Source organism: Vibrio sp. 10N.286.52.C3 (genome assembly GCF_041468865.1).
GTDB classification, from domain to species: Bacteria; Pseudomonadota; Gammaproteobacteria; order Enterobacterales; family Vibrionaceae; genus Vibrio; species Vibrio crassostreae_C.
In genome coordinates this window covers 119,991-138,590 of sequence record NZ_JBFRJM010000019.1, presented here as the reverse complement: position 1 = coordinate 138,590, position 18,600 = coordinate 119,991, and the positions used below count along the sequence as shown (strand labels likewise).

Below are 18,600 nucleotides of genomic sequence, written 5' to 3'. Positions count from 1 at the left end.
CATTCGCGAAGCTAAATTTTAGTTAAATTCGAGTTCTACTTGGCTATTTCCAAGCAGCTGTTTTAATTCGTCTAGTAATGTATCACTTGGCGTCACGCGCCATTCTGTGCCCAATGTTAACCGCGCTCTAGCGTCGGCACGCTGGTAGTATACATTGACTGGGACCGTTCCGGCTCTATAAGGTTCTAAGATTTGACTAAAGCGTTCAAAAAATTGACCGTTAATTTGGGATTGGTCGATAGATATCGACACCCCACGAGCATATTTCTCACGGGCGCTTCCTAAGTCCATGACCTCGCGCGCGGACATTTTAAGCCCGCCATTGAAATCATCAAAGCTGACCTGTCCGGAAACGACCACAATTTTGTCTTTTTCGAGCAATTCTGCGTAGCGATCGAGCGCATCCGAGAACAACATCACTTCCATTCGGCCCGAACGGTCATCAAGTGTCATCAAACCAATTCGCGTGCCGCGCTTCGTCGTCATCACTCTCGCAGCAATCACCAAGCCTGCAATTGTTAGTGATTGGTCACGACGCGTTGGCGTGGCATCTTTCAAACGACAGCTAGTGTATTTCGCTAACTCTTTGATGTAAGCGTTAACCGGGTGACCCGTTAAATACAAGCCAAGCGTTTCACGTTCACCCTCAAGCCAAATCTTCTCAGGCCATTTAGGCACTTGGGTATACTTGTGTTCAACCTCTTCCGGAGCGTCGGTCAACACGCCAAACATATCAGATTGACCAAAAGACTCGGCATGGTGATGTTGACTCGCTGCCTTCACCGCATCTTTCAAAGATGCCATCATCGCCGCTCGGTGAGGACCTAATCTATCTAAGGCTCCGGATAGAATCAACTTTTCGATAACACGTTTATTAACCTTCTTCAGATCAAGACGTGCACAGAAGTCGAATAAGTCTTTAAAGTAACCACCTTTATTTCGCGCTTCAATAATCGCTTCAATAGGGCCTTCACCGACCCCTTTGATCGCACCGATGCCATAAACAATCGCGCCATCTTCATCCACGTTAAAGCGGTACAGACCCGAGTTGATATCTGGTGGTAAAAGCTTGAGCTTCATACGGAAACATTCATCAACAAGGCCAATAACCTTCTCGGTGTTATCCATATCTGCCGTCATTACCGCAGCCATAAATTCCGCTGGGTAGTGCGTTTTCAGCCATAGCGTTTGATAAGAAACCAGTGCATATGCTGCGGAGTGAGATTTGTTAAAGCCGTAGCCCGCAAATTTCTCTACCAAGTCAAAGATCTTCATGGCCAGCTCGCCATCAACACCATTGGCTTCAGCACCCTCTTTAAAGGTACCACGCTGCTTTGCCATCTCTTCTGGCTTTTTCTTACCCATCGCACGACGCAACATATCCGCTCCACCAAGCGTATAGCCAGCAAGGATCTGTGCGATTTGCATTACCTGCTCTTGATACAGGATGATGCCGTACGTAGGTTCTAGCGTCTCTTTCAGCGATTCGTGTTGCCACGTTTCATCAGGGTAAGAAACCGCTTCACGGCCGTGTTTACGGTCGATAAAGTTATCTACCATGCCTGATTGCAGAGGACCCGGACGGAACAGGGCTACCAATGCGATAATATCTTCAAAACAGTCGGGCTGTAGACGTTTGATAAGGTCTTTCATACCACGCGATTCCAGCTGGAATACCGCGGTGGTTTCAGAATTTTGTAATAGGTTAAATGACGCTTGGTCATCAAGAGGAATCGACTCGATACGAACCGGTTCTTTCCCCTCTTTCTTCAAACGTGGATTCACTAGGCCTAACGCCCAGTCGATGATGGTCAGGGTACGCAGCCCCAAGAAGTCGAACTTAACCAAGCCAGCCGTTTCAACGTCATTCTTATCGAACTGAGTTACTGGGAAGTTACCTTCTGCGTCGGCATAGATTGGCGCAAAATCGGTGATCGTGGTGGGTGAGATAACAACACCACCTGCGTGCTTACCGGCATTTCGCGTACAACCTTCAAGGATGCGACACTTATCAATCAACTCACGAACTTCTTCATCGCCATCGTAAAGCTCTGGCAATGCAGGTTCAGCAAGGAATGCTTTCTCTAGCGTCATACCTGGGTCTGGCGGTACAAGCTTTGAAATTCGATCGACGAAACCAAACGGGTGGCCCAATACACGGCCTACATCGCGGATTACCGCTTTTGCCGCCATGGTACCAAAGGTGATGATCTGAGAAACAGCATCACGACCGTACATCTCAGCCACGTGATCAATAACTTGGTCACGCTTATCCATACAGAAGTCGATATCGAAATCGGGCATGGATACACGTTCTGGGTTCAAGAAACGTTCGAAAAGTAGATCGTATTCAAGTGGATCGAGATCGGTGATATCCAAAGCGTAAGCGACTAGAGAGCCGGCACCAGAACCACGGCCAGGACCTACTGGCACATCGTTGTCTTTTGACCACTGGATGAACTCCATTACGATCAAGAAGTAACCTGGGAAACCCATGTTGTTAACAACTTCGAGCTCAATCTTGAGTCGCTCATCGTATTCCGGTCTGCGCTCAGCACGCACTTTTTCATCTGGGAATAGGAACGCTAGACGTCGCTCAAGGCCTTCTTCAGATTTCTTGATCAAGAAGTCTTCAATCGCCAAACCTTCCGTTGGGAAGTTAGGCAGGAAGTACTCGCCCAGACGAACCGTTACATTACAACGCTTAGCAATCTCAACACTGTTCTCAAGTGCTTCAGGGATATCGGAGAACAACTCGCACATCTCTTCTTCGCTACGAAGATACTGTTGCGCGCTGTAATTTTTAGGACGACGAGGATCGACCATAGTGAAACCATCATGAATTGCCACGCGGATTTCATGGGCATCAAACAGGTCTTCAGTTAAGAATACTACTTCGTTGGTTGCAACAACAGGCAAGTCTTCCTGCTCAGCCAGTTCCAACGCAAAGTGCAGGTAAGACTCTTCATCCGGACGTCCGGTACGAATCAGCTCAAGGTAAAAACGATCAGGGAAGTATGTTTTGTAAAACTTGACATTGCTTGCAACCAGTTCACGGTTACCTTTCAGTAACGCTTTACCGATCTCACCTTCCTTCGCACCCGATAGAATGATCAGGCCTTCTGCATTCTCAATTAGCCACTCTTTATCAATAACAGGCTGATGCTGAACATGACCACGAAGGTAGGCTTTTGAGATGAGTAACGTTAGGTTGTTATAACCTTTATTGTCCGTTGCGATAACGGTGAGCTTGGTCAACTCGTCACCGAATTCCGGAGACTGCATCAAGAAGTCAGCACCAATAATAGGTTTAACCCCACACCCATGGGCAGTACCGTAAAACTTCACCAAACCACACAGGTTGGTAAAGTCGGTCAATGCTAGAGCAGGCATACCCATTTCAGCGACTTTTTTAACTAATGGTGGCACCTTGGATAGGCCATCCACCATCGAAAAGTCACTGTGTACGCGTAGGTGAACAAATTTTGGATCTGACATTATTTTTCCTGAGTTCTAGGTTTGAGCCTAGGATTACAACTGTGTGTATTCTATTTTTTTCTAATACAAGTTAGCAACTTTATTCGATGCTAAGCTCTAGTTAACGTAAAGCTCTAGTCTATGCCAAGAATACGTTTTACTGGCTTAAAGCTCTTTCGGTAATGCTCGGTTACACCATGTTTTTCAATCGCTTCGAAATGCGCTTTGGTCGGGTAACCTTTATGCTTAGCAAAACCAAACTCTGGATGAAGTTTATCAAGATCTTCCATCTCTTGGTCACGAACGACTTTTGCGATAATAGACGCCGCACTGATTTCAGCCACTCGCAAGTCACCCTTCACAATCGCAAGACCATCCATCGGCAGTTCTGGGACACGGTTTCCATCTATCAACGCCATATCAGGTTGAACGCTCAAACCTGCGATAGCTCGCTGCATAGCTACCATCGTCGCTTGCAGAATATTCAACTCATCAATTTCTTGTGGAGAGCAACGACCGACAGACCACGCTAAAGCTTTCTCTTTGATTTCTGGAAGCAGCGCAAGACGCTTTTTCTCAGATAATTTCTTTGAGTCGTTCAAGCCTTCAATTGGGTTGTTTGGATCGAGGATAACCGCAGCAGTCACCACGTCGCCAACCAAAGGGCCACGTCCTACTTCATCCACGCCAGCAAACAGCTGGTAGCCTTGCGGGTATTCAAATGGAGGAAGCTCTTTTTTCTCTTTTACTGCCATAACTAATCTCTTAATATTCTGTAAGTAAGCGCTTTATGCTTCAACAAAAGGTCGGTCAATCAATTTCAATACTGCGTTAGCGGCTTGTTTGTCTGCGTCTTTACGGATCCAGTGATGCATCTCGGTAAAGCGTTCGATCAAGGCACTGTTATCGGCTGATAGCATTTTATCGACAGACGGGAACAAAAAGTCTGGGTGACACTCTTCAAGAATATGCTCTTTCACGATCTCTTCACCGGCCAAAATATTCGGCAGTGACACAAACTCAGTGATCGCCAACTTCTTAACAATGTAACCCGTCAGCTTATTTACTTTGTAACCAACCACCATAGGGCGCTTAAGCAACATACATTCAAGAGCCACGGTACCTGAAGCCAAGAGCACAGAATCAGCGGCGGTAATCACGTTGGTTGCCGTATCTTCGACTAACGTGAATTCAAGCTCAGGTGCGGTCGATTGCCAGATTTCAGTAAACTGCTTTTTACGCTGTTCGTTAACGAGCGCAACAACAAAATTGATATCCGGATACTTCTGCTTGATACGTTGGCAAGTTTCGATAAATGGTTGAGCAATCAAACCCATCTCACCACCACGACTACCCGGCAATACAGCTAACCATTGCTTGTCTTGATCTAAGCCTAACAGCTCACGTGCATCTTGTTTGCTTGGTTCTAAAGGAATAGCATCAGCTAACGTGTGACCAACAAATTCACAGGCAACGTTGTATTTATCATAAAACGCTTTCTCAAATGGCAGGAAGGCCAAAACCAAGTCGGTTGCTTTGTCGATTTTAAAGATACGTTTAGGACGCCAAGCCCACACGGAAGGGCTCACGTAATGAACTGTTTTAATGCCGGCGTTCTTAAGATCGAGTTCAAGTCTTAGGTTGAAGTCAGGCGCATCGATACCCACAAACACATCTGGCGGGTTTTGAGTGAAATACTTTACCAGCTCTGCTTTCACTTTTAATAAGCGAGGTAAACGGCCAAGTACTTCAACTAAGCCCATGACAGCCAGCTCTTCCATCTCGAAAAGAGACTCACAACCAAGCGCCTTCATTTTTGGTCCGCCAATACCCACGAATTCAGCGTTCGGGTACTGCGATTTGATTGCTTTGATAAAACCTTCGCCAAGCGTGTCACCAGAGAGTTCTCCGACAACGATACCTACGCGCAGTGGTTCATTCGAAACAAAGTCCGTGCTGTTGGTTGCTGTTTCTTGCTGTGCCATAGTTTTCCAATTCCCTTCTTGCCTAAAACAAAAAAGATCGCCTAATGATTAGCGATCTTTTTGTTATACCAATCTGATTAAGTAATTATTGTCATACTTACGCGGATTGGTACATAACCACATCGAGTATTAACGAATAATACCGCGCTCAGAGTTCTCTAGCATTTCAAGCATAGGAACTACCGAAGTAAACTCTTTTGCCATTTCCACTAAAGCCGCTTTCGCTTCTTCAAGTGTTTTACCTGAACGGTATAGCTCTTTGTACGCTTTCTGTAGTGCACGAATTTCAGGTTTCTCAAATCCGTTACGCTTCAAGCCTACTAGGTTAAGGCCGAATGGAGCCGCGTGGTTACCCTGTGCAAGCACGTACGGCAGTACATCTTGAACAACTGCAGAACAGCCACCAATGTATGCGTAAGCACCAATTGAGCAGAATGGGTGAATCGCAGAAAGTGCCATAACACCAGCGTAGTCGCCAACCGTTACATGACCGCCAAGAATAGCGTTGTTACCAATGTGAGTGTGGTTACCAACAATAACATCGTGCGCTACGTGAGCATTAACACAAAGTAAGTTGTCATCACCAATCACTGTGGTTGCTTTGTCTTGAACCGTACCACGATGGATTTGAACCGCTTCACGAATTACGTTGCGATCACCGATCACAACTGTTGTGTCTTCGCCGCCGTATTTCTTATCTTGGTTTTCTTCACCGATAACAGCGTGTGGGAAAATGCGGTTTTCTTTACCAATGGTTGTGTGACCTTTGATCACAACGTGCGACATCACTTCAGTGTCGTCTCCAATGGTCACGTTACCAGCAATGTAAGTGAAAGGCCCAACCGTCACGTTAGCACCGATAGTTACATCACCTTCGATTACTGCTGCCGGGTGAATTTTCGCTGTTTCATGAATCATATTAAAACTCTCTACGAGCACATTTAAGTTCAGCTGAACATACAACTACGCCGTCAACCTTAGCAACACCATTAAACGATGCGATGCCACGACGTTCTTTTAAGAATTCAACTTCGATAACCAGTTGGTCACCAGGTACTACTGGCTTACGGAATTTAGCTTTATCTACGCTAGCAAAGTAGTAAAGCTCGTTGCCAGAAGGCGCACCAAAAGATTTAAATGCTAGAAGGCCTGTTGCTTGTGCCATTGCTTCTAAGATCAACACGCCTGGGAATACAGGAAGTTGTGGGAAGTGGCCTGTGAACTGAGGTTCGTTAACAGAGACATTCTTAATCGCAGTCAGTGTTTTTTCTTTTTCAAAGCTAGTCACACGATCAACCATTAAGAATGGGTAGCGATGAGGTAATAGTTCCTGAATTTCAGTAATGTTCATCGTTGTCTGTTCAGTAGTCAAAGTCGTATTCCTATATATATTCTTTATTTAATTAGAAGGATTATAAACGAAAAAGACTCGCTGTACGCGAGCCTTTTATTAGAAATGCTGGAATTATGATTCCGCGCTCTTCTCGATAAGTTTTTCAACGGTTTTCAAACGCTTGTTCATTTCATCAATTCGATGAACACGCGTTGCTGTTTTACGCCAATCTTTATTTGGCTGTAAAGGAATACCTGAAGAGTACATGCCTTTCTCAGTGATACTGCGCATTACCATCCCCATACCGGTGATTGTAACGCCATCAACGATTTCAATGTGACCATTAATCACACTGCCGCCACCAATAATACAGTACTTACCTATCGTCGTGCTGCCTGCGATGATAGTACCACCCGCAAGAGCAGAACCATATCCGATGTGAACATTGTGAGCAATTTGAAGTTGGTTATCTAAGATAACGTTATCTTCAATGATTGTGTCATCTAATGCACCACGGTCAATGGTAGTACACGCGCCGATTTCTACGCGGTTACCAATGCGAACAGAACCCACTTGCGGGATCTTAACCCACTCACCTTTCTCGTTCGCATAGCCAAAGCCATCAGAGCCAATAACAGTACTTGATTGGATCAGACATCCTTCACCAATCACAACTTCATGGTAAACACTTACGTTAGCCCACAGCTTAGTGCCTGCGCCAATTTTTGCATTTTTACCAATAAAGCAACCAGCACCGATGATCACATCATCACTAAGTACTACACCAGACTCAATCACAGCGTTCGCGCCAATAGACACATTTTGTCCAATGGTTGCTTCGCTAGAGATTGAAGCAGAATCAGCAATAGCCGCTGCGGGAGCAGGAGTAGTATCAAGCGCTTGAGCAACTTTAGCAAAAGCAACATAAGGGTCATTAACCACAATCACGTTAGTCTTGCACAGTTCACGCTCACTCTCTTTAACCATAATAGCGGACGCTTTACAGTCACCTAGGTGCTTGCTGTACTTCACGTTAGAAAGGAACGTAATGTTACCTTCTTGCGCTTTATCCATCGGAGCGACTGCTGAAACGGTAATTGTACCATCTCCGTGTAGCTCTCCCCCGGTAATCGTTGCCAATTCGGCTAAAGTCAGATTCTTCATAAAACTTATTTCAGTGCTTTAATTACTTTCTCAGAGATGTTGTATTCTGGCTTGCCGTATTGCAGAGCTTGAATATCAACGATCATGTCGTAGCCTTCTTTCTCTGCAACTTTCGTTACAGCATCTTGAATCACTTTGAATAGCTTCTGCTTCTCTTGTGCTTCACGACGTTGGCTTGCTTTTTCTAGTGCTTGAGCTTTGATTTTGTACTTGCTGTCTAGTTGGCCTACTTCGATACGTAGCTTCTCAACTTCGTCAGGACCTAGTAGCTCGCCATCACGCTTAAGCTTTTCAATCTTCGTTTTAGCTTCAGCTTGAATGCTCTGTAGCTCAGCTGCTTTGTCTTTGAACTCTTCCTGCATTTTTTGAAGAACAACTTCACGCTGAGGTAGAGCCTGGAATACTTGTGCAGTGTTTACATAACCCACTTTTTGCGCAGCTTCAGCAGCTGTTGCAAAGAAAGAAGAGCTAAGAACTACAAGGCCTAAACCTGCTGCTTTAATCATATTTTTCAAAATATTGTCCTTTAAATATTAGAAAGTTCTACCAATGGTGAATGTGAAGAATTCCTCATCATCACCTTCGTAAACTTTAATTGGTTTCGCTAGAGAGAAAACCAGTGGGCCCATTGGTGACATCCATTGAAGAGCGGCACCATAAGATGAACGGTAATTTGTTGGGTCAGAGTAATCGTAGTAGTACTGGCTGCCACTATTTGGTGCGCCGCGGTCTACGAACTCTGTGTCCCATACACTTGCCATGTCGAAGAAAACACTGGTTCGAATCTGGCTGCGCGCTTCATCAGAAGCAAACGGCGTTGGTACAATTAACTCTAAGCTTGCTAAGGCAACCGCGTTACCACCCACTGAATCATCAGTAGCGGTATCATAGGTTGGGTTGTTACCTGTGCTGCTTCCGTAAACGGCTTTCGGGCCAGCTGAGTTAGAACCAAAGCCACGTAGGGTTGTAAAACCACCTGCGTAGTAGTTCTCGTAGAATGGGAACAAGTTATCGTTACCATCTGTTTGACCATAACCATTACCATAGCCTAATCGGCCGCGCATCAATAGTGTGAACTCATGCTTTTTGGTCAGCGGGATGTAATGTTTTACATCGTACTGCATTTTGAAGTACTGAGCATCAGAGCCTGGTACCGTCATTTTAGCGAAAGCACGTTGGTGGTTACCCTCAGTTGGGAAGAAACCACGGTTCAAATTGTTACGCGTCCATGAAATATTGATATCGAAGTCATCGGTTAAGATGTGCTCGTCACCGTATTGGTCGATACTTCTCGCGAACTGTTCAACTTGGATATAAGTCGGTACGTTACCGATCTTGTTGTGCGTATAGCCCACACCAAACTCGATACGGTTCAGCTCATCCATAGGGAAACCCCATGTTAGGCTGGTACCGTAACTTTGGTTGGTATAGTCGACGATGCCCGCTTCAGAGGCTTCAAATTCGTTGTAGAAGATCTTACCGCCTAAGCTCACACCATCAAGGTTCCAGTATGGGTCACGGTAGTCAAAGCTCACGTTCTTTTGGTAATCATTCATCATGGCACTTACGCCAACACGGTTACCTGAACCTGCAAAGTTATCTTGTTGCAAACCAACTTGGAAACTAACACCTGATTCAGTACCGTAGCCAACACCAAAGTTGATACTGCCTGAGTTCGCTTCCTTAACGTTGTAAACCAAATCAACTTGGTCTTCACTGCCAGGAACACGCACTGTTTGTACATCAACCGTTTCAAAGAAACCTAAACGGTTAAGACGGCTCTTACCGGTATCAATGGACTTAGAGTTAAGCCAGCTGCCTTCCATTTGACGCATTTCACGACGCAGTACTTCGTCTTTCGTTGAGTTGTTACCCGTGAATCGAATATCACGAACATAGATACGGCTGCCCGCTTCTACATTGATAACCAACGACACTTCTTTGGTCTCATCGTCAAATTCAGGAATCGTGCGAACTTGTGGGTACGCGTAGCCAGATTCACCAAGAATTCGTTTTACGTTCTCTTCCAAAGACGTTACCGAAGAACCGTTGTACGTATCGCCGTCTTCGAATGGCACTAACGCTTCGAAGTCAGCCTCACGACCGATTAATTCACCACGGAAAGAGACATCTTTAACGGTGTAGGCTTCGCCTTCATCGAGGCCAAGCGTGATGTAAACACCTTTTTTGTCTGGAGAGATCGCCACCTGCGTAGAGTCAACCTTAAACTTAAGGTAACCACGGTCAAGGTAGTAAGATTTCAGCGCTTCGATATCACCGGCTAATACTTGCTTTTGGTATTTTTCATCCGCAAGGAAATTCCACCATGCAACATCAACATTCAGATTGAAACGACTAAGCAGTTCAGAGTCAGAGAAGACTTCATTACCGATAAAGTTGATTTGCTGAATCTTAGCGGATACGCCCTCAGTAAACACAAACTTAAGGTCAGAACGGTTACGTGGCAGAGGTGTCACAACCGCTTTTACTGTCGCGTTGTACTTACCAACACTGTAGTAAAAATCTTCAAGGCCTTTTTCAATGTTACTCAGCGTAGTACGGTCAAGGGCTTCACCTTCACGAACACCAGACGCATCTAGGTTCTGCTGAAGCTGTTCTTCTTTAATCGCTTTATTACCAGAGAATGAGATGCTTGCGATGGTCGGTCGTTCTTGAACTTGAACAATCAATACACCTTCATCACGAAGTACTTTAACGTCCTCAAAGTTGCCCGAAGCATACAATGCACGAATGATCTCAGACACATCGCTTTCATCCACTTCATCGCCAATACGTACTGGCATTTTCAGTAGAGCTGCACCAAGTGCAACACGCTGTAAACCTTCGATCTTGATATCTTGAACTACAAAGTTTTGTGCTCCGTTCGCAGCCACACTAGTGGCCAATAGACTTGCGAACAGAATTTGCTTAATCGCCATACTTATTCTAATTATTCCTTGCTACTACCAATGCCTGTGAGAAACCATTCACAGACGAGTAAAATCGTTAAATATTGCCAGAGCCATCAATGAGAAGAGGATTGCCCCTCCCACTCTGTATCCCATTTCCTGAACTTTCTCAGGTACCGGTTTACGAGTAACGGCCTCAATAGCGAAAAACAGCAAATGTCCGCCATCAAGCATAGGCAGCGGAACCAAATTAATAATCCCTAAGTTAACACTAATCAGAGCCAAAAAGCCCAAGAAGTAAACCAGACCATAATCGGCGGTTGTACCTGCACCTTTAGCGATTGAAATAGGGCCACTCAAGTTGTTTAAGCCAACATCACCAACGATGAGCTTCTTAAGCATTGTCAGTGTCAATCCAATGATTTGACCTGTTTTATCAAATGCTTTTCCTACAGACTCAATTACACCAAATTGTAACTCAAAGCGATAATCTTCTGGCCATTCTGCGACTTCCGGAGCAATACCTGCATAGCCGATTGTCGAACCATCAGAAAGCTCTCGACTTTTTGGTGTCATAACCAATGACTGCTCGGCACCATTTCGCAATACGACCAAGTCCAATGATGTCATTGGATTAGCACGAATTAACTCAACAACCGACTGCCACTGTTCAATAGGTTGCCCGTTAATCTCAACAATTTTATCGCCAGCTTCAAGACCTGCATCGTATGCAGCGCCATCATCAATGATTTGAGCCAGTACGGTCGATATCTCTGGAGAATACGGTCTAAAGCCCAGCGTTGTCATTGCAGATTCAGTTTCTGGGTTGAACGACCAGTCTGAAATATCCAATGTCATTTGTTGCTCAAAGCCGATGTCGTCTTGAGAAGCAACCGTCACTGTCATGGATTGATCACCAATGTGCGATATCAACCCCATATTGACTGATTCCCAATCTGCGGTTTTGATTCCTGAAATAGATTTAAGTTCCATTCCAGTTTCAATTCCGGCTTGTGCAGCAATAGATTGTGGAGTGACTTCACCAATCACGGGCTTAACCGCGGGTACGCCAATCAAAAATACTAACCAATACGCGAACACCGCAAAGATAAAGTTGAATGCAGGGCCTGCACCCACAATCGCCGTTCGTTTCCAAAGCGGCTTCTTGTCGAAAGCGTATTGCTGTTGATCTTCAGAAAGATCGTCAACACGACCATCGAGCATCTTAACGTAGCCGCCCAGTGGAATCACTGACAAGCTGTATTCAGTACCATCACGGCCCACTTTACTCCAGATTGATTTACCAAAACCAATCGAGAATTTTTCAACTTTCACACCACAACGACGAGCGACCCAGAAGTGTCCAAACTCATGAACAGCAACCAGAATGCCAAGCGCTACGATAAAAGATGCGAAGTTCCACAGAATTCCACTCATGCTAGCTGCTCTTTAATAAATTGAATGGCTATTTGACGAGACATATTATCGAGCTCGAGAAGGCTTTCCAAGCTATCTAAACCCTCAGAGTTATGTTGTTCACATACTTTGCTCATAACGTGTTCGTTAATGACAGCAATATCGGTAAACTTCACCTGATTGTTCAAGAAAGCATCGACCGCGATCTCGTTTGCTGCATTAATGGCTGTTGTCGCATGCTGACCTAAGTAGCACGCTTCAATCGCTAACCTCAAACACGGGTAACGACTGAAATCTGGTTCTAAGAAGGTAAGCTCACCCACTTTAGTAAAGTCTAAAGGCTTAACACCCGCCTCGGTACGATTAGGGTAAGACATCGTCAAAGCGATTGGCGTTGCCATATCTGGTTCGCCCATTTGAGCAAGCACAGAGCCATCCTTGTACTGAACCATCGAGTGAATCACAGACTGCGGGTGAATGATGACCTTTAACTGCTCCTGAGAAGCATTAAATAGCCATTTCGCTTCAATGTACTCTAGCCCTTTATTCATCATAGTCGCAGAATCGACAGAGATCTTAGGCCCCATAGACCAGTTAGGGTGTGCAATTGCGCGTTCAGGAGTCACTGATTCGAGTTCAGCCACATCGGTATAACGGAAAGGACCACCAGAACCAGTCAGAAGAATATGGTTAATGCCGTTTTCTTCAAGGTTACAGCGGCCTAGGTTAGTTTGTACGTTCTGCGGAAGGCATTGGAAAATAGCATTATGCTCGCTATCGACAGGAAGCAGCTCTGCACCGTATTTTTCCACGGCGTCGATAAACAACTGCCCAGACATCACCAAAGCTTCTTTGTTTGCAAGCAAGATACGCTTGCCCGCTTTAACCGCAGACATAGTAGGAAGTAAACCAGCGGCACCAACAATCGCGGCCATTACCGTGTCCACTTCCTCTAGAGAAGCAACCTGACACATGCCTTCAGTGCCTGAAAGTACTTTTACGTTAGGGTAACTCACGGACAACACTTCAGTCAGTTGAGACGCTGCATCAGAGCAAGCCATAGCAACATAGCTTGGTTGCCACTTTTCAACTAACGCCAGCATCTTTTCAACATTCGAGCCTGCAGCCAGTGCAACCACTGAATAGAGATCTGGGTTTTGCTCAACGACTTTTAGTGTACTTGCACCAATTGAGCCGGTAGCGCCAAGGATAGTTAGATTTCGCATCACATATGACCGTAGAAATGTAATAAAGGGCAGAATCACTGCCCTTTTTTATTAGAATGCTAAATAAAGCAGAGCAAAGACAGGGAATGCAGCCGTTAAGCTATCTATTCTATCTAGTATACCACCATGACCAGGAATCAGATTACTGCTGTCTTTCACCCCAGAAACACGCTTAAACATGCTTTCAACAAGGTCACCTAGAACAGAAATAACAACGGTCACAAGGGTAATAACAATCATGTGAAGTGGGCTTGTGAATTGGATGTCAAACAAGTCAGCAAAGATCCAAGCCACGATCACCGCAGTAATAATGCCACCGATAAGACCTTCAATCGTCTTATTAGGGCTTACCGCTGGTGCCATTTTACGCTTACCAAAACTCTTTCCTGAAAAGTATGCGCCGCTATCTGCAGCCCAAACAAGCAAGCAAACAAACATCACCAGTTTAGCACCGTGGTAAGGATCAGCATCGATACCGTTAGCACGCAGGATAACCACACTCCAGAAGAATGGCAGCAGAGTCAGCACACCAAAGACGTGACGAAGAAGAGAAGAGTCTTTCCATGCAGGCATAGACTTAGGATAAGTCACCGCCATGCCACTCGCGATTACCCACCAAATCGAGCCAATCGTTAGAATGGCGTAGTGAGCAGTAGACAAGTTATTAAGGCTAAATGCATCAAAAGGGATAAAAGCAAAACTTGCAGCACTTACCACAACCGTTGGAATCAACGCTACATAACGTGATTTGCTTTCAACAAACTGAGTCCACTCCCAAAAACCCAATAGCGAGATTACCGCTAGTGAAAGAATAAATGTAGGAAGTGATAACTCGAAAATACCTAGAATAACTAGGGGAGCTAAAATCAACGCCGTAATAATTCGTTGTTTCAAACCAAAAAATCCTTATTAACTGTCCATCAGAGCTTTAATTTGCTCACCGGTGCATCCAAAACGACGCTCACGGTTAACAAACCAAGTCACAGCTTCTACTAAGCTGTCTTCATTAAAGTCTGGCCAGAATTGTTCAGTGAAATACATTTCGGCGTAAGCCAACTGCCAAAGCATAAAATTACTAATGCGGCATTCGCCACTGGTACGGATAAGTAGATCGACTTCAGGAATATCTGCCATTGTCAGGTGCTGTGTAATCATAGCTTCATCAATGTCATCTACATTAATATCACCAGACTTTACCTGTTGAGCAATAGAGGTCATTGCTTGCTGAATATCCCACTTACCGCCGTAGTTAGCTGCAATATTAATAACCATACCCGTATTGGTGCTAGTCAAAGCTTCCGCTTCTTCTATCTTCTTTTGTAGTCGATCATTGAAACGACTTTTATCACCAATAACACGAAGTTGTAGATTATTTTTATGAAGCTTTTTAACTTCACTCGACAGCACTGAAATAAACAGTTCCATCAAGATACCGACTTCTTCTTCAGGACGACGCCAGTTTTCGCTACTAAATGCAAAAAGAGTAACGGCTTTAATGCCAAGTCTGGCTGCAGAAGAGATAGTTTTACGAACGGCTTGAACACCGTTTTTATGGCCAAAGACGCGAGGCTTGCCCTGAGCTTTTGCCCAGCGACCATTACCATCCATAATGATAGCAATGTGTTTAGGAAGAGAGTCTGTGAACGCTTGAGAATTATGCATAAAAGAGTGAATCAAATTCTAATAGTCGAACAGAGTAGCATAAAAAAACGCTGCACCGTGAGTACAGCGTTTTTCCGGAAAGAAAAGAATATGGAAAATTAAACTTCCATCAACTCTTTTTCTTTAACAGCTAGAACTTCGTCTACGTTCTTAACCGCAGCGTCAGTTAGCTTTTGAATTTCGTCTTGTGCTTTACGATCTTCATCTTCAGAGATTTCTTTATCTTTAAGAAGTGCTTTTAGATCGCCATTCGCGTCACGACGGATGTTACGGATAGCAACACGGCCACCTTCAGCTTCGCCACGAACGATTTTAACTAGGTCTTTACGACGCTCTTCCGTTAGCGGTGGAAGTGGAACACGGATAACCGTACCAGCAGACATAGGGTTTAGGCCTAGGTCAGATGTCAGGATTGCTTTTTCAACTAGAGGAGTCAGTGTTTTATCAAACACTGTAATAGCTAGTGTACGTGCATCTTCAGCGATAACGTTAGCTACTTGAGTCAAAGGCGTTGGAGCACCGTAGTACTCAACAGTAAGACCAGAAAGTAGGCTCGGGTGCGCACGGCCTGTACGAATCTTTTGCAGGCTGTTTTTTAGTGCATCAACACTTTTTACCATGCGCTCTTGAGCGTCTTTTTTGATTTCGTTAATCACAATTTCACCTTGATTATGTTCTTTCTTCAAGAAAGCTTTTTATTTGGAGTGATAAGGATAAGCTTACCAAGGTACAACACCTCAGTAAGCCCGAAAAATTAGTCAGCGTCGCTGATTAATGTACCTTCAGTTTCACCCATAACCACGCGACGTAGTGCGCCTGGTTTATTCATGTTAAATACACGGATTGGCATTTTGTGATCACGTGCTAGCGTAAATGCAGCCAAGTCCATTACTTTAAGTTCTTTATCAAGAACCGTGTTGTAAGACAACGTATCATACAACTCTGCGTCTGGGTTTGCTACAGGGTCAGAAGTAAATACACCATCTACTTTTGTCGCTTTTAGAACTACGTCAGCTTCGATTTCGATACCACGTAGACATGCAGCAGAATCCGTAGTGAAGAATGGGTTACCCGTACCAGCAGAGAAGATCACAACGCGACCTTGACGTAGTTGGCTGATTGCATCTGCCCAGTTGTAGTCGTCACACACACCTTTAAGAGGGATTGCAGACATTACACGTGCGTTTACGTAAGCACGGTGAAGAGCGTCACGCATTGCAAGGCCGTTCATTACCGTTGCAAGCATACCCATGTGGTCACCAACAACGCGGTTCATGCCAGCTTCAGCAAGACCAGCACCACGGAACAAGTTACCGCCACCGATAACAACACCAACTTGAACGCCTAGTTCAACCAATTCTTTTACTTCTTGAGCCATACGATCAAGGATCGTTGGGTCAATACCAAAACCTTCTTCGCCTTGTAGCGCTTCACCGCTAAGTTTTAACAGAATACGTTGATACACTGGTTTAGGGTTCGTAGTCATGGAGTTTACCTTCCAAAGAGTTGATGATTAACAGTCATGGATAAAAACTGAGTAAGTCAGTTTGCATTCATAACCACTAACGTTGCCTTCAAAAATAGTTCACTATTCATAAAAAGACCGCAGCATTTGCCACGGTCTTTTTTCAAACAATACGCTAAGGATTAACCTTTTTGTACCGCTGCAACTTCGTCAGCGAAGCTCATTTCAGCAGCTTTCTCGATACCTTCACCAACTTCTAGACGTACGAAGTTAGATACTGCAGCGCCTTTTTCTTTAAGGATTTCGCCAACAGTTTTCTTAGGTTCCATGATGAAAGCTTGACCAGTTAGAGAGATTTCGCCCGTGAATTTCTTCATACGGCCGATAACCATTTTCTCAGCGATCTCTTGAGGCTTGCCTTCGTTCATAGCGATTTCAACTTGAACTTCTTTCTCTTTAGCAACTACGTCTGCTGGTACGTCTTCTGGGTTAACAAACTCAGGACGAGAAGCAGCAACGTGCATAGCAACGTGCTTAAGAGTTTCAGCTTCGCCTTCACCAGCTACAACAACACCGATTTTCTCACCGTGACGGTAAGAAGCTAGTGCAGCACCTTCAACGTAAGCTACGCGACGGATGTTGATGTTTTCGCCGATTTTAGCAACTAGAGCAACGCGAGTTTCTTCGAACTGTGCTTGTAGCTCTTCTACAGAAGCTTTAGAAGCTACTGCTGCAGCTGCAACTTCTTCTGCAAACGCAGTGAAGCTAGCATCTTTTGCTACGAAGTCAGTTTGGCAGTTAACTTCAAGAAGAACAGCTACACCGTTCTCTTCTTTGATGATGATTGCGCCTTCAGCAGCAACGTTACCAGCTTTCTTAGCTGCTTTCGCTGCGCCAGATTTACGCATGTTTTCAATTGCTAGTTCGATGTCAGCGTTTGCTTCTACAAGCGCTTTCTTACATTCCATCATGCCAGCGCCAGTGCGCTCGCGAAGTTCTTTAACTAGAGCAGCAGTTACAGTTGCCATTCTCTATTCCTCGGTTGATTCGAAAATAAGGTAAAAATCAGGGGCCAAAATGAGGCCCCCGATCTAACTATAACTTAGCTTACATTTAATAAAGATTTCAAAATCTATATTAGCTAAGCCAAGCGTGATTCAGAGCCGCTATTATTCAGCTTCTACAAAACCATCTTTTTCAGCAGCTACAGCAGCAACGTCTTTGTTACGACCTTCTTTAACCGCGTCTGCAGCAGCGTTTAGGTAAAGCTGTACTGCACGGATTGCATCGTCGTTACCTGGGATAACGAAGTCAACGCCGTCTGGGTTAGAGTTAGTATCAACTACAGCGTAAACTGGGATACCTAGGTTGTTTGCTTCTTTAACTGCGATGTGTTCGTGATCAGCATCGATTACGAATAGAGCGTCTGGTAGGCCGCCCATGTTCTTGATACCACCAAGAGACTTCTCTAGCTTCTCCATTTCACGAGTACGCATTAGAGCTTCTTTCTTAGTTAGCTTGTCGAAAGTACCGTCTTGAGCTTGCGCTTCAAGTTCTTTCAGACGCTTGATAGACTGACGAACAGTTTTGTAGTTCGTTAGCATACCGCCTAACCAGCGGTTGTTAACGTAGAACTGGTTGCTGTTTACAGCAGCTTCTTTAACAGCTTCAGATGCAGCGCGCTTAGTACCAACGAAAAGAACTTTACCTTTCTTCTCACCAACTTTAGCGATTTCTGCTAGAGCTTCGTTGAACATTGGTACAGTTTTTTCTAGGTTGATGATATGTACTTTGTTACGAGCACCAAAGATGAATGGCTTCATTTTTGGGTTCCAGTAACGAGTTTGGTGACCGAAGTGAACACCAGCTTTAAGCATATCGCGCATTGATACAGTTGCCATTTTAAAATCCTCTATGGGGTTAGGCCTCCACATCCCCCATGAATCCGACCCCTAACAACTAA

General features: G+C 44.7%; 16 protein-coding genes. All 16 read right to left on the bottom strand.

Annotated elements, in window-relative coordinates; translation table 11 throughout:
* Window positions 1–18: 18 nt before the first annotated feature.
* Complete coding sequence (dnaE, locus tag AB4138_RS08510) at window positions 19–3,498, bottom strand: DNA polymerase III subunit alpha (RefSeq protein WP_137001220.1); 3,480 nt, start codon at window positions 3,496–3,498, stop codon at window positions 19–21.
* Window positions 3,499–3,611: 113 nt separating this feature from the next.
* Entirely contained in the window at window positions 3,612–4,232 is a 621-nt protein-coding gene (gene rnhB, locus AB4138_RS08505) for a ribonuclease HII (protein ID WP_017063371.1), read from the bottom strand.
* A gap of 33 nt (window positions 4,233–4,265) precedes the next feature.
* Window positions 4,266–5,462, bottom strand: coding sequence for a lipid-A-disaccharide synthase (gene lpxB / locus AB4138_RS08500; RefSeq protein WP_017069380.1), 1,197 nt, complete (start codon window positions 5,460–5,462; stop codon window positions 4,266–4,268).
* A gap of 129 nt (window positions 5,463–5,591) precedes the next feature.
* Window positions 5,592–6,380 (bottom strand): acyl-ACP--UDP-N-acetylglucosamine O-acyltransferase, encoded by a 789-nt coding sequence (gene lpxA, locus AB4138_RS08495; RefSeq protein WP_017069381.1) that lies wholly within the window; start codon window positions 6,378–6,380, stop codon window positions 5,592–5,594.
* A gap of 1 nt (window position 6,381) precedes the next feature.
* The gene (gene fabZ, locus AB4138_RS08490) at window positions 6,382–6,834 is read right to left on the bottom strand and encodes a 3-hydroxyacyl-ACP dehydratase FabZ (RefSeq protein ID WP_009847408.1); all 453 of its coding nucleotides are present in this window, start codon (window positions 6,832–6,834) and stop codon (window positions 6,382–6,384) included.
* Between the two features lie 93 nt (window positions 6,835–6,927).
* Entirely contained in the window at window positions 6,928–7,959 is a 1,032-nt protein-coding gene (gene lpxD / locus AB4138_RS08485; protein ID WP_171732507.1) for a UDP-3-O-(3-hydroxymyristoyl)glucosamine N-acyltransferase, read from the bottom strand.
* Between the two features lie 5 nt (window positions 7,960–7,964).
* A complete protein-coding gene (locus tag AB4138_RS08480; RefSeq protein ID WP_017056311.1) occupies window positions 7,965–8,465 on the bottom strand; it encodes an OmpH family outer membrane protein in 501 nt (166 codons plus the stop codon).
* 27 nt (window positions 8,466–8,492) lie between these two features.
* The gene (gene bamA / locus AB4138_RS08475; protein ID WP_372305621.1) at window positions 8,493–10,898 is read right to left on the bottom strand and encodes an outer membrane protein assembly factor BamA; all 2,406 of its coding nucleotides are present in this window, start codon (window positions 10,896–10,898) and stop codon (window positions 8,493–8,495) included.
* Window positions 10,899–10,946: 48 nt separating this feature from the next.
* Entirely contained in the window at window positions 10,947–12,305 is a 1,359-nt protein-coding gene (gene rseP, locus AB4138_RS08470) for a sigma E protease regulator RseP (protein WP_017060736.1), read from the bottom strand.
* Window positions 12,302–13,510: a 1-deoxy-D-xylulose-5-phosphate reductoisomerase gene (gene ispC, locus AB4138_RS08465; RefSeq protein ID WP_017060737.1), complete on the bottom strand. Its 1,209-nt coding sequence runs from the start codon at window positions 13,508–13,510 to the stop codon at window positions 12,302–12,304. The genes rseP and ispC overlap by 4 nt, the downstream gene beginning before the upstream one ends.
* Before the next feature lie 51 nt (window positions 13,511–13,561).
* Window positions 13,562–14,404, bottom strand: a complete 843-nt coding sequence (locus AB4138_RS08460) for a phosphatidate cytidylyltransferase (protein ID WP_372224017.1) — start codon at window positions 14,402–14,404, stop codon at window positions 13,562–13,564.
* Between the two features lie 15 nt (window positions 14,405–14,419).
* A complete protein-coding gene (locus tag AB4138_RS08455; protein WP_017063364.1) occupies window positions 14,420–15,172 on the bottom strand; it encodes an isoprenyl transferase in 753 nt (250 codons plus the stop codon).
* Between the two features lie 98 nt (window positions 15,173–15,270).
* Window positions 15,271–15,828, bottom strand: coding sequence for a ribosome recycling factor (gene frr / locus AB4138_RS08450; protein ID WP_017060741.1), 558 nt, complete (start codon window positions 15,826–15,828; stop codon window positions 15,271–15,273).
* A 98-nt stretch (window positions 15,829–15,926) separates the two neighbouring features.
* Window positions 15,927–16,658: a UMP kinase gene (gene pyrH / locus AB4138_RS08445; RefSeq protein ID WP_017060742.1), complete on the bottom strand. Its 732-nt coding sequence runs from the start codon at window positions 16,656–16,658 to the stop codon at window positions 15,927–15,929.
* A 161-nt stretch (window positions 16,659–16,819) separates the two neighbouring features.
* Window positions 16,820–17,665, bottom strand: coding sequence for a translation elongation factor Ts (gene tsf, locus AB4138_RS08440; RefSeq protein WP_017063361.1), 846 nt, complete (start codon window positions 17,663–17,665; stop codon window positions 16,820–16,822).
* Window positions 17,666–17,806: 141 nt separating this feature from the next.
* Entirely contained in the window at window positions 17,807–18,538 is a 732-nt protein-coding gene (gene rpsB / locus AB4138_RS08435) for a 30S ribosomal protein S2 (RefSeq protein WP_032546326.1), read from the bottom strand.
* Window positions 18,539–18,600 lie beyond the last annotated feature (62 nt).

Coding starts and splice junctions, on each gene's coding strand:
- rnhB (WP_017063371.1), bottom strand. CDS start 4,232: ATGGCAGTAAAAGAGAAAAAAGAGCTTCCTCCATTTGAATACCCGCAA.
- bamA (WP_372305621.1), bottom strand. CDS start 10,898: ATGGCGATTAAGCAAATTCTGTTCGCAAGTCTATTGGCCACTAGTGTG.
- tsf (WP_017063361.1), bottom strand. CDS start 17,665: ATGGCAACTGTAACTGCTGCTCTAGTTAAAGAACTTCGCGAGCGCACT.
- AB4138_RS08480 (WP_017056311.1), bottom strand. CDS start 8,465: ATGATTAAAGCAGCAGGTTTAGGCCTTGTAGTTCTTAGCTCTTCTTTC.
- lpxA (WP_017069381.1), bottom strand. CDS start 6,380: ATGATTCATGAAACAGCGAAAATTCACCCGGCAGCAGTAATCGAAGGT.
- pyrH (WP_017060742.1), bottom strand. CDS start 16,658: ATGACTACGAACCCTAAACCAGTGTATCAACGTATTCTGTTAAAACTT.
- lpxB (WP_017069380.1), bottom strand. CDS start 5,462: ATGGCACAGCAAGAAACAGCAACCAACAGCACGGACTTTGTTTCGAAT.
- dnaE (WP_137001220.1), bottom strand. CDS start 3,498: ATGTCAGATCCAAAATTTGTTCACCTACGCGTACACAGTGACTTTTCG.
- AB4138_RS08455 (WP_017063364.1), bottom strand. CDS start 15,172: ATGCATAATTCTCAAGCGTTCACAGACTCTCTTCCTAAACACATTGCT.
- rseP (WP_017060736.1), bottom strand. CDS start 12,305: ATGAGTGGAATTCTGTGGAACTTCGCATCTTTTATCGTAGCGCTTGGC.
- lpxD (WP_171732507.1), bottom strand. CDS start 7,959: ATGAAGAATCTGACTTTAGCCGAATTGGCAACGATTACCGGGGGAGAG.
- ispC (WP_017060737.1), bottom strand. CDS start 13,510: ATGCGAAATCTAACTATCCTTGGCGCTACCGGCTCAATTGGTGCAAGT.
- rpsB (WP_032546326.1), bottom strand. CDS start 18,538: ATGGCAACTGTATCAATGCGCGATATGCTTAAAGCTGGTGTTCACTTC.